A 10,288-nucleotide genomic window follows, 5' to 3' on the forward strand; every position below is an offset into this window, starting at 1 on the left:
TTTCATCTATTGCCATGTCCAAGCCCGAACAACCCGCTCACACCGGCAGCGGCCCGCTTTTCGAGCGGCGCTACTGGGTAGATGTGCAGCACCCGCGCCAGCCGGCCGACGCGCTACTCCGCCATATAGAGCGCCATCTGCCCGATTTCTCCTCCGATTTGCTGGCTGATTTCGAAAAATCGAAGGGCACGGAAGGCCGCCTGGCGGTGGGCGATGAGTATAGCATCAAGATTCTGGGGCCCTGGAACGGCGACGTGCGCGTAACTGAGGTGGGCACGGATTTCTTCGAGCTAACCACGCTGGAAAGCCACCCCGAGGCCGGCCGCATCCGCTTCTCACTACGACCTCACGCCACGCTGTCCGATACTGTGCGCTTCGAAATTCACTCCTGGGCCCGCTCGCGCGACGGGCTGGTGGCCTTCACCTACGACACGCTGGGCCTGGGCCGGCGGGTGCAGCAGCAAACCTGGGAGGTCTTCTGCCAGCGGGTAGCCGATTTCAGCGGTGGCCTTTTGCTGGGTCCAGTGCAGGTAGAAACGATTAAGGAGGGGGAGGAGGTAGATTGACCAAACACGAGTTATGCTTCGGCTGCGCCTCCGGCTACGCTCAGCATGACGTTCTGTTCTCTTCTTCCGCCTCCCCATTTTCAGCCTATTATGCCCGACCGCACTGCCCTTACTGCCCGCCAGCAGGCTCGCCTGGCCGCTTATACCGATGCCGGCTACAACTTCGACCCCGACCGGCTGGCCGACTATACCGCCACCACCGGTTGGCGGGTGGATGACTACGAAACCGAGCTGCCAGCCGAAGCGCCCGGCCCGCCCGCGGAGCGCGGCTCCTGGGCCGCCGCCCGCGAGGTGCTGCGCCGCTACTCGTTTCCGCCGCCCGGCCTCATCAGCGGTATTTTTCTGCCCGACCAGCCGCTGGAACAGCGCGTGATGGTGCTGCGGGCGCAGTTTCTGGGCGTTTCATTCTGGTTTGGCGTGCGCATCGGGGGCGTGACGGACGAAGTGCGGCCGCGGCCGGATGGAGGGCAGGAGCTGGTGTGGGGCTACAACTACCGCACCCTCGAAGGGCATTTCGAGCGGGGGCAGATTGAGTTTCTGGTGCACAAAGACCTGACTACTGGCCGCGTGTGGTGCCACATCCACGCCGTGTCGCAAACCGGCCGCATCCGCAACCCCTTTTACTGGCTGGGCTTTCGGCTATTTGGCCGGCCGTTGCAGGTGCGCTTCTCCCGCCAGTCGCTGCAGCGGCTGAAGACGCAGGTGGAGCAGATGCTGCAGGAAGGCTGGCAGGCGCCGGATGCGACCGGCCCGACAGTGCAGCCCATTTCGGCCGATAAAGACGCGCAGCAGCAGCTGGACAAGAATCAGTAGTTTTTGCGAGAAAGGGTAGGGTGCGGGGCTTGGCTTCGCCCGCCGGTGAACGGAACCGCACGTTACCGTTGAACGGCGGGCGGGGACAAGCCCCGCACCCTACTCGTTCTGGCTAGACGCCTTCCGCTGGCTCACCGCCGTTAATCATGGCCGATACTACCCCGGGCTCGTCGGTTACTTCAGACCGGAAGACGCCCACAATGTGGGCCACCACGAAGGCTATAACGGCGTACATCGTGTACTCGTGAATGGTTTCGGCTACCTCTTTAATAGGCTCCAGGTAGTCCTCGAACACTAGTACCAGGCCTGTAACCACCATCACGGCCAGAATAATGTAGAAGGCGCGGTAGCTGTAGCGCACCCACCGGGCCCGCGAGGCGCCGGCCTCGCCCCGTGCCTCGCGGGCCCGGATGGCCGCCAGTTTGGCCGCCGTGCGCTGGCTGCCGCGCTGCCGGAAGCTCACGATAACGCGGAACGCCAGCAGGCAGGAAATGATGATGCCAGTCCAGATATGCCAGTCCCAGATGCGGTGCGACACGATGCGGGTGAGGCCGCGCAACTCGGCGGCCGGCAGGTTCACGCCTTTCTCGGCCAGCACCTGGCTGAACTCGGGCGCCAGCGTCTTCACCTTCACAATGACGAACATAAACAGTATCGTCATCAGCTGAAACAGCACCAGGCCGGAGTTGAGCCAGTGCCAGATGCGCAGGCCCAGCGAATTGCGCTTAGGGCTGGCATTGGCGGTTGAGGAGGTAGAAACGGGCTGAACAGCGGCCATAGTGCGGGCGAAGAAGGCGGAAAAGTATTTGGCTGGGGAAGGTACGGCGGGACCAGCAAATTTTCGACTTGAAACCGCATAAAGCCGCGGCCGCGTAACATTTAGCGGCGGCCGGAGTTCTGCTACCCATGCCCGGGGCCCACTGTCCCGACTGCTTGCCCCTTTTGTTATGACCTCAGCCCAAGGCTACGCGGCTCCCGCCGCCAACGAACCTCTCGCCCCCTTCAGCTTCGAGCGCCGCGACGTGGGCCCCCACGATGTGCGCATGGACATTCTGTTCTGCGGCGTCTGCCACTCCGATATTCACCAGGCCCGCAACGAGTGGGGCAACTCGATGTTTCCGATGGTGCCCGGCCACGAAATCGTGGGCCGCGTGACGGAAGTCGGTGCCCATGTAAAGAACTTTAAAGTGGGCGATTTGGCCGGTGTCGGCTGTATGGTCGACTCGTGCCAGCACTGCGCCGAGTGCAACGAGGGCCTGGAGCAGTACTGCGACAATGGCTTCGTGGGCACCTACACCAGCAAAGACAAAGACGGCTCGGTAACCCAGGGCGGCTACTCGAACAACATTGTGGTGACCGAGAAATTCGTGCTCCGCGTGTCCGAGAAGCTTGATTTGGCCCGCGTGGCCCCGCTGCTATGCGCCGGCATCACCACCTGGTCGCCGTTGCGCCAGTGGAACGCCAAGGCCGGCGACCGGGTAGCCGTCATCGGCCTCGGCGGCCTGGGCCACATGGCCGTAAAATTTGCCGCCGCCATGGGCTGCGAAGTAACCGTGCTCAGCACTTCGCCCGACAAAGAAGACGATGCCAAAGCCCTCGGCGCCCACAAATTTGTGGTAACCAAGGAAAAAGGCGCGATGGAAGGCATTAGCAACTACTTCGACCTGATTATCAACACCGTATCGGCCCCCATCGACCTGATGCTCTACGTGGCCAGCCTGCGCCTCGACGGCACCATGGTGCTGCTCGGCGTACCGCCTGAGCCGGCTCAGTTGCACGCCTTCAACCTGATTGCCAAGCGCCGCCGCATTGCCGGCTCGCTCATTGGCGGCATCCAGGAAACCCAGGAAATGCTAGACTTCTGCGCCGAACACAACGTGATGAGCGACGTGGAAGTTATCAACATCGACTACATCAACGAGGCCTACGAGCGCATGATGAAGTCCGACGTGAAGTACCGCTTCGTGATTGATATGGAGAGCCTGAAAGGGTAGCTGTTATCGGGTGATGGGTAAACGAAATCGTCTGTCATCCTGAGCAAAGCGAAGGACTGTTACGCCATGATAAACCGTTTTTACGGTCGTTCTAGCGTAATAAGGTCCTTCGCTTTACTCAGGATGACAGACGATTTCGTTTGCGTGCTTTTCAGCTCTCTAAAGTTTTCCGAACACGTACGAATCAGCCTCCACGTAGTCGTTGGCGCGCATTTCCAATGATTTTACGCGGCCGTTTTCCACTTCAAACTTGGCCGGCAGCACGCCGAACACGAGGTCGGAGTAGGTGGCGCGGAACTCCTGGCCGTCCATGTAGTCAAGCGTGGCGGTGAGGCCGGGATGGGTGGGCAGCGTCACGAGCAGTTGCTTGCCTTTCTGGGTTACCTGGATGCGGCCGAACAGTGGGTTGTCGAACTCGCCCACGTAGGCTTTGAGGGGCAGCGGGGCCTTGGCTTTTTTGGCCACGCGGGCGGCCAGGGCCAGCGTTGGGTCGGGGCCGGCGGCCAGTTCGCCGGCGCGGCGGCGGGCCAGCAGCTGGGCGCTACGGTCGATGTAGGGCACGCCCAGGTAGGCATCCAGAATCTGGTAGCGCAGCGCCTCAAAGAAGCTCTGGTTGTCGTTGTTGGTGAGCACGGCCAGGCCCAGGCCCGCCTCGGGCACGAAGCACACGTTGCTTACCTGCCCCGAAGCGCCGCCCGTGTGCCAGTACACCTGCCGCCCGTTGTAGTCGGCCGACTCCACGCCCAGCGCGTAGGTCACGAAATGGGTAGGAAACAGCGGCGACTTGCGGCTACTGATGATGGTGTTGGCGTCGCGGGTTTTGCGCAGCGCCGCCCAAGGCAGCACCTGCCGGCCCTCGTAGCGGCCACTATCGAGCTGGAAACGCAGCCAATGGGTCAGGTCGCTGACGTTGGAGGCCATGCTGGCGCAGGGACCCATGTTGTCCCAGTTGTCGAACTGCACCTTGGCCAGCGGCCCGAACGTGTTGGAGTAAGCCGTGGCAATATTGGGCTGTTTGGCGAATTCGAGCGACGAAACGAAGGTGCTTTTCATGCCCAGAGGCTGGAGCAGGTTCTGGCGCACGTAATCCTCCCAACTCGTGCCGGTAACGGCCGGAATAACCTCGCCGGCCGCTACGAAGCCCGAGTTGCAGTAGCCATAATCCTTACGGAACTCGCGGGTGGGCTTCATCAACCGCATCCGACTCACGATGTCGGCGCGCTCCAAGTTGGATTTGAAGAAGCTGAAGTCGCCCTGGAACGTCTTAAAGCCCAGGTGATGGCTCAGCAAGTCGCGCACCGTGACGAGGCGGGTGCTGGTGGAGTCGTAGAGCCGGAAATCGGGCAGATACTTGGTTACGCGGTCGTCGAGGCTGATTTTCTTCTCGCCATCGAGCTTGGCCAGCGCCGTGCCGGTGAACAGCTTGGTGTTGGAGGCAATCATGAACAGCGTCTGCTCATCCACGAGGGCCGGTTTGCCTACCTCACGTACCCCGTAGCCCTTCTGGACCACCGTCTGTCCGTCCTTCACCACCACCACGGCCAGCCCCGGAATGTTCCACTGGCGCATCCCGCGCCGCACATAACTGTCAAGACTGTCGGTAAGGAAGCGGTTGGGCGCGGAAGTTTGCGCGTGGGCGGCGGTAGCAGCGCCCAGCAGCAGAGCGGCAGTAGTTATTCGGAGGAAAGTAGGGGTGGGCATTGAGGGACTGGTGGGATTTGGGGATAAAAGAACGTCATGCTGAGCGAAGCCGAAGCATCTCTACTGCATCGTTGTAAAAGTAACGCCTGTTGATTGGGTTTACATCAGTGCGCTGTAGGGGCGGCTTTTCCCCGCCCGCCTTTGAACAATGCGCCCGTCACTGGTTGCAACGATTCTGTTCAACGGCGGGCGGGGGCAAGCCCCGCCCCTACGTCGTTCTTTCCAAACCCCGGTTATTCCTTCTCCACCGGAAACTCAAACTCGCCTTCCAGCGTGAAGCGGCGGGCGCCGCGGCCGACTTCGCAGACCTGACAGCGGTAGGTGCCGCGTATCCAATGGCGCTCGGCATTCACGCCGGTAATCACCACCTGGCCTGGGTTGTCGGAGCACGATTTGGAGTAGGCTGATAGGGCGTTGTAGCGGTAGGAGGCGTCGCGGTTGCGGCCGCTCAGGATTTCCTGGAACTTGTAGGTATCGACTTTGATAGGGAACCGGTCGATGATGATGTTGAGCCCCTGCCCGTCGGGGTCGTCGGCGCGCACGATATTGAGGCGCAAAGCCCGGTCTTCACTGAGGAAAAAGCGCGAGCTGAGCGTATCGGCGGGCACGTTTTTGCCATCGATACGCAGCGTGAGGTGGCGAATGGGGGTGGCCGGGGGCGAAGGAGCCGTAGTGGGGGCCGCGCCCAGCAACGGCAGCAGCAACAGCGGAAAAAAGCGTTTCATGGAAGCAGCAGAAACAAGAACCAGCCCAGAAACTACGAAAAAAACGGCTGCAACCTGCTGAACGGTGTAGAGACGCATCATTTTGCGTCTCGTCGTTGCTGATGTTGACCGTTCTACATAGGTTGTTCAACGACGAGACGCAAAAAATGTTGCGTCTCTACGCTATTTTGGAAGCCCCCTACATCTATTCAGCTAACCACGCTTCTACAACTGCACCCCGAACTTCTGGCCCAGGCTTTCCAGGTCGCGTAGCACCGGCTCCAGCAGCGGAATGCCGTCCAGCAGGCGTACGGCGGCGGTTTCGCGCTCCGGGTCGCCGGGGATGAGCACGCGCTGGCCGGGCGTGGCGCGGGCGGCGCGGAAGGTAGTAATCCAGTTGTCCATATCGGCCTTGAACTCGGCGGCGGGGCGGAAGGCATCCACCCGCATGGCCCCGAAAAAGTGGCCCAGACCCTGCCCCACGGGGTTGGCCGCCGGCTGCAGAAACGCCACGAACGGCGGCACCCAGGGCCCATAGTTGGCTCCGCTGAGTACGGCCGAGAAAATATCGACCACCGCGCCCAGCCCGTAGCCCTTGTGCGAGCCGGTGGCCCCACCCAGCGGCAGCAGCGCCCCGCCGTTTTTCACGGCGTTAGGGTCGGTCGAGCCTGCGCCGGCCGCGTCCTGGGCCCAGCCTTCGGGAATGGGCTGCTGCTTGCGCTGGGCAATTTCGAGCTTGCCGTTGGCGGCGGTGGTGGTGGCCATGTCGAGCACGAAATCGGGCTGCTGGTCGGCGGGCACGGCTACGGCAATCGGGTTGGTGCCCAGCAGCCGGTCCAGCGAGTGGGTGGGCGCTACTAGGGGTGAGGCGTTGGTCATGGCTATGCCAATCATGTCGTGGGCCAGCGGCAGCATGGCGTGGTAGCCGGCAATGCCAAAGTGGTTGGAGTTCTTTACCGAAACCCAGCCGGTGCCCACCTGCCGGGCCTTGTCCATGGCCACGCGCATGGCCCGCGGCCCGACTACCAGCCCCAGGCCCCCGTCGCCATCTACCACGGCCGTGCTGGGCGTTTCGTACGTGACGCCCACCCGGGGCGTGGCGTTGATGCGGCCGGCTTCCCAGAGGCGCACGTAGCCAATCAGCCGGGCCACGCCGTGCGAATCCACCCCCCGCAAGTCAGCCGACAGCAGCGTTTCGGTGGCCAGCAGGGCGTCCTCTTCGGGGCAACCCATGGCCCGGAACACGGACTCGGCAAAGGCGAAAAGCTGGGAGTAGGGAAGCGTGGTAGTCATAGATAGGGAGAGGATGAAGGCACGACGTAGGGGCGGGGCTTGCCCCCGCCCGCCGTTTGCACCGTTTCAACGATTCTATTCAACGATTCTGTTCAACGGCGCGAATGGCGGGCGGGGACAAGCCCCGCCCCTACGTCGTCCAGATGTTATAACATTTCGGCTAGCAAACCCTCTTTGAGGGCATAAGCCGAGGTGCGGATGCGGGTCAGGCCGGTTAGGTTGAGCACGTAGTCAATCAGAATGGCGGCCACCACCAGCATATCGGCGCGCATGGGCAGGATGCCGGGCAGGGCCTGGCGCTGCTCGTGGTTGAGGGTGAGCATCTGGGTATAGCTGTGGCGGAAGCTGCTAAGCGCCAGTTCGGTGCTCGGCGGCAGCTCGGCCTCGGGGCGCAACTGGCCCAGCTGCATATCGGCCAGACTGTCGAAGCTGCCCGAGGCGCCTATCAGGCTCGTCGGCGGAAACTTGGCCAGGGCGGCCGTTAGCGGGGCCAGGGTTTCGGCCAGATACTGCTGCTCGGCAACAATGGCCTCGGCGGGCATGATGCCGCTGGGCTCCGGGAAAAACCGGTCGAGCAGGCGCTGGGCCCCGATTTCAAAGCTGCGCTTCCAGAAAATAGTGGTGTCGTTGGCCAGGATGAACTCCACCGAGCCGCCGCCGATATCCATGATTAGGTGACGCTCGGCTCCCAGTGGCACGGCCTGCCGCACGCCGGCGCAAATCAGCTCGGCCTCCCGGTCGCCGCCAATCACCTCGACCTGAATACCGGTTTGCTCGAAGATGTCCTTGACCAGTTCGGGGCCGTTTTCGGTTACGCGCATGGCGCTGGTGGCCGTGGCCCGCACGTCGGTTACCTGGTGCAGTTCAATTTCCTCGCGGAAGCCCAGCAGCGCATGCAGGGCCCGCTCGTAAGCCGGCTCGGCAATACGGCCCGCGCTGATGCCGCCCTCACCCAGCCGCACGCCTACTTTGGTTCGCAACAACGGGCGTGGGGCCGTCTGGCCGTCGTCGGACAGCTCCACAATCAGTAGGTGAAACGTGTTGGTGCCCATGTCAATCAGGGCAAGGCGGCGGTGGGACATGGGTTGGGCTGTGTTTTTAGGATGCTTAATAGACGGTGTAGGGGCGGGGCTTGTCCCCGCCCGCCATTGCACGGAAACGGCTGCTATTGTTCAACGGCGGGCGGGGACAAGCCCCGCCCCTACATCGACCTAGTTGCCTGCCAAAAACCTGCTACGTGGCGAACCGGCAGAAGGTGCCCAGCGGAAGCTTACGGGCTCCGGCGTCGTGCAGGTAAATCTCCCCGATTTCGCGCTTATCGCGCATCGTGGGGAAAATTTCGCTTACTAGGTTGTCCAGAATCAGGGCCGAGAAACCGAGCGAGTAGAGGTTGACGAGGAAGAAGTGGTCTTCAGGGTCGAGGAGCTGCTGGCAGAGTTTGAGCATCTCGTTGAGCTCGTCTTCGAGCTGCCACTTTTCGCCGTTGGGGCCGCGGCCGTAGGCAGGCGGGTCGAGGATGAGGCCCTGGTACTTGCTGCCGCGCTTCACCTCGCGCTTCACGTACTTCATGGCGTCCTCTACCAGCCAGCGTACCCCATCAATGCCCGAAGCCTCCATGTTGTCGCGGGCCCAGAAGTTGACCTGCTTCACCGAATCGAGGTGCGTAACATCGGCACCGGCGGCGCGGGCGGCCAGCGTGGCCGCGCCGGTGTAGGCAAACAGGTTGAGCACCCGCGGCAGGGCCGCTTTGCGCCGCCGCGTTTCGTTGTAGATGAACTGCCAGTTGGGGTCCTGCTCCGGAAACAGGCCCACATGCTTGAACGACGACATGCCCAGCCGGAAGCGCAGCTTCAGGCCGTCAGGCCGCTCGTAATTGATGTGCCACTGCTCGGGCGTGCCGGGCTTTATTTTCCACTGGCCGCGCTCCTGGCTGCCTTTCTCGCGGGTGAAAATGGCGTTGGCGCGCTGCCACTCCGAGGCCGGCAGGTGCGGGTCCCAGATGGCCTGCGGCTCGGGGCGGGCCAGTACGTGCTGGCCGAAACGCTCCAGCTTCTCGAAGTTGCCCGCGTCGAGCAGTTCGTAATCGGCCCAGGGGCTCGTGGTAAGGAAAGTATACATGCTAGACGCAAAGGTAAGCGAGACCAGTTTAGTGGGCAGAGGAACGACGTAGGGGCGGGGCTTGCCCCCGCCCGCCATGCGCGCCGTTGAATAAAATCGTTGAAACAGAGTTGTTGAAACGGTGCAAACGGCGGGCGGGGGCAGCCCCGCCCCTGCGTCGTGCCTCCTTTACCCAACCCCTACCTTTGCCTTTATGGGTACCACGCTGCACTTCTACAAATACCAGGGCACCGGCAACGACTTCGTGATGGTCGATGACCGCGCCAACCAGTTCGATGCCACCAACCACCAGCGCGTACGTCACCTCTGCGACCGGCGCCGCGGCATTGGGGCCGACGGGCTGATTCTGCTGCGCCAGCACGCGGAGTACGATTTCGAGATGGTGTATTTCAATGCCGATGGCCATCTGGGCTCGATGTGCGGCAACGGCGGCCGCTGCACGGTAGCCTTTGCCCGGCAGTTGGGCGTCATCGAATCCGACACCCGCTTTCTCGCCATCGATGGCCCCCACGAAGCCCGCGTGGCAGCCGACGGCACCGTGCACCTGCGCATGCAGGACGTGCGCGGCCAGCAGGAAATCGACAATTACGGTGTGTTTCTCAACACTGGCTCGCCCCACTTGGTGTGCTTCCAGCCGGCCGGCAGCTTGTCTGGGCTGGACGTAGTAACCAAAGGCCGGACCCTGCGCAACGGCGACTTATTCCGCGAGAAAGGCACCAACGTGAACTTCGTGGAGGTGCCCGCCACGCCCGACCAGCCTTGGCCGGTGCGCACCTACGAGCGCGGCGTAGAGGACGAAACGCTGAGCTGCGGCACGGGAGTAACGGCCGTAGCCTTGGCCGCTTCCCGGCACGGCGCGGCTAGTCCCGTGCGCCTGCGCACGCCCGGCGGCGAACTGCAAGTAGCCTTCGAAGCGCAACCCGACGGCTCGTTCACCAACGTCTACCTCAGCGGCCCCGCCACGTTCGTGTTCGAGGGCACGATTTAGTGCTTAGCAACCGAACGTCATTCAGAGCATGCTGCGCTTAGAGCAGGGAGAAGAATCTCGCTGAATCGTTGCTACAATCGTTTAACGATTCAGGCGAGATTCTTCGTCCCT

General features: G+C 62.5%; 10 protein-coding genes. 4 read left to right on the plus strand and 6 right to left on the minus strand.

Annotated elements, in window-relative coordinates; genetic code table 11:
- Nucleotides 1-14: 14 nt before the first annotated feature.
- Together D0N36_RS07710 and D0N36_RS07715 are read left to right on the plus strand one after the other, a co-directional pair.
- On the plus strand, nt 15-566 hold the full coding sequence (locus D0N36_RS07710; RefSeq protein WP_242478834.1) for a DUF1990 family protein: 552 nt from the start codon (nt 15-17) through the stop codon (nt 564-566).
- 90 nt (nt 567-656) lie between these two features.
- Nucleotides 657-1,379, plus strand: coding sequence for a DUF1990 domain-containing protein (locus D0N36_RS07715; protein ID WP_116940820.1), 723 nt, complete (start codon nt 657-659; stop codon nt 1,377-1,379).
- A gap of 112 nt (nt 1,380-1,491) precedes the next feature.
- Here the strand turns inward: D0N36_RS07715 and D0N36_RS07720 are convergent, their stop codons facing one another.
- Entirely contained in the window at nt 1,492-2,157 is a 666-nt protein-coding gene (locus tag D0N36_RS07720; RefSeq protein ID WP_116940821.1) for a cytochrome b/b6 domain-containing protein, read from the minus strand.
- 169 nt (nt 2,158-2,326) lie between these two features.
- Here D0N36_RS07720 and D0N36_RS07725 point away from each other — a divergent pair, with 169 nt between their 5' ends.
- Nucleotides 2,327-3,373, plus strand: a complete 1,047-nt coding sequence (locus D0N36_RS07725; RefSeq protein WP_116940822.1) for an NAD(P)-dependent alcohol dehydrogenase — start codon at nt 2,327-2,329, stop codon at nt 3,371-3,373.
- A gap of 159 nt (nt 3,374-3,532) precedes the next feature.
- On the opposite strand, the gene D0N36_RS07730 is transcribed toward D0N36_RS07725, so the two are convergent.
- The 5 genes from D0N36_RS07730 to D0N36_RS07750 form a co-directional block, all read right to left on the minus strand.
- On the minus strand, nt 3,533-5,074 hold the full coding sequence (locus D0N36_RS07730; RefSeq protein WP_116940823.1) for a serine hydrolase: 1,542 nt from the start codon (nt 5,072-5,074) through the stop codon (nt 3,533-3,535).
- A 233-nt stretch (nt 5,075-5,307) separates the two neighbouring features.
- Nucleotides 5,308-5,799 (minus strand): hypothetical protein, encoded by a 492-nt coding sequence (locus D0N36_RS07735; protein ID WP_116940824.1) that lies wholly within the window; start codon nt 5,797-5,799, stop codon nt 5,308-5,310.
- Between the two features lie 204 nt (nt 5,800-6,003).
- Complete coding sequence (locus D0N36_RS07740; protein ID WP_116940825.1) at nt 6,004-7,071, minus strand: Ldh family oxidoreductase; 1,068 nt, start codon at nt 7,069-7,071, stop codon at nt 6,004-6,006.
- A 146-nt stretch (nt 7,072-7,217) separates the two neighbouring features.
- Nucleotides 7,218-8,153 (minus strand): Ppx/GppA phosphatase family protein, encoded by a 936-nt coding sequence (locus D0N36_RS07745; protein WP_116940826.1) that lies wholly within the window; start codon nt 8,151-8,153, stop codon nt 7,218-7,220.
- A gap of 151 nt (nt 8,154-8,304) precedes the next feature.
- Entirely contained in the window at nt 8,305-9,189 is an 885-nt protein-coding gene (locus D0N36_RS07750; protein ID WP_116940827.1) for a class I SAM-dependent methyltransferase, read from the minus strand.
- Between the two features lie 193 nt (nt 9,190-9,382).
- Between D0N36_RS07750 and dapF the strand changes: the two genes are divergently transcribed.
- Nucleotides 9,383-10,177, plus strand: a complete 795-nt coding sequence (dapF, locus tag D0N36_RS07755; RefSeq protein WP_116940828.1) for a diaminopimelate epimerase — start codon at nt 9,383-9,385, stop codon at nt 10,175-10,177.
- The last annotated feature ends 111 nt before the right edge of the window (nt 10,178-10,288 follow it).

This window comes from Hymenobacter lapidiphilus, assembly GCF_003417065.2.
Taxonomy (GTDB): domain Bacteria; phylum Bacteroidota; class Bacteroidia; order Cytophagales; family Hymenobacteraceae; genus Hymenobacter.

Coding starts and splice junctions, on each gene's coding strand:
- D0N36_RS07730 (WP_116940823.1), bottom strand. CDS start 5,074: ATGCCCACCCCTACTTTCCTCCGAATAACTACTGCCGCTCTGCTGCTG.
- D0N36_RS07715 (WP_116940820.1), top strand. CDS start 657: ATGCCCGACCGCACTGCCCTTACTGCCCGCCAGCAGGCTCGCCTGGCC.
- D0N36_RS07740 (WP_116940825.1), bottom strand. CDS start 7,071: ATGACTACCACGCTTCCCTACTCCCAGCTTTTCGCCTTTGCCGAGTCC.
- D0N36_RS07725 (WP_116940822.1), top strand. CDS start 2,327: ATGACCTCAGCCCAAGGCTACGCGGCTCCCGCCGCCAACGAACCTCTC.
- D0N36_RS07710 (WP_242478834.1), top strand. CDS start 15: ATGTCCAAGCCCGAACAACCCGCTCACACCGGCAGCGGCCCGCTTTTC.
- D0N36_RS07720 (WP_116940821.1), bottom strand. CDS start 2,157: ATGGCCGCTGTTCAGCCCGTTTCTACCTCCTCAACCGCCAATGCCAGC.
- D0N36_RS07750 (WP_116940827.1), bottom strand. CDS start 9,189: ATGTATACTTTCCTTACCACGAGCCCCTGGGCCGATTACGAACTGCTC.
- dapF (WP_116940828.1), top strand. CDS start 9,383: ATGGGTACCACGCTGCACTTCTACAAATACCAGGGCACCGGCAACGAC.
- D0N36_RS07745 (WP_116940826.1), bottom strand. CDS start 8,153: ATGTCCCACCGCCGCCTTGCCCTGATTGACATGGGCACCAACACGTTT.
- D0N36_RS07735 (WP_116940824.1), bottom strand. CDS start 5,799: ATGAAACGCTTTTTTCCGCTGTTGCTGCTGCCGTTGCTGGGCGCGGCC.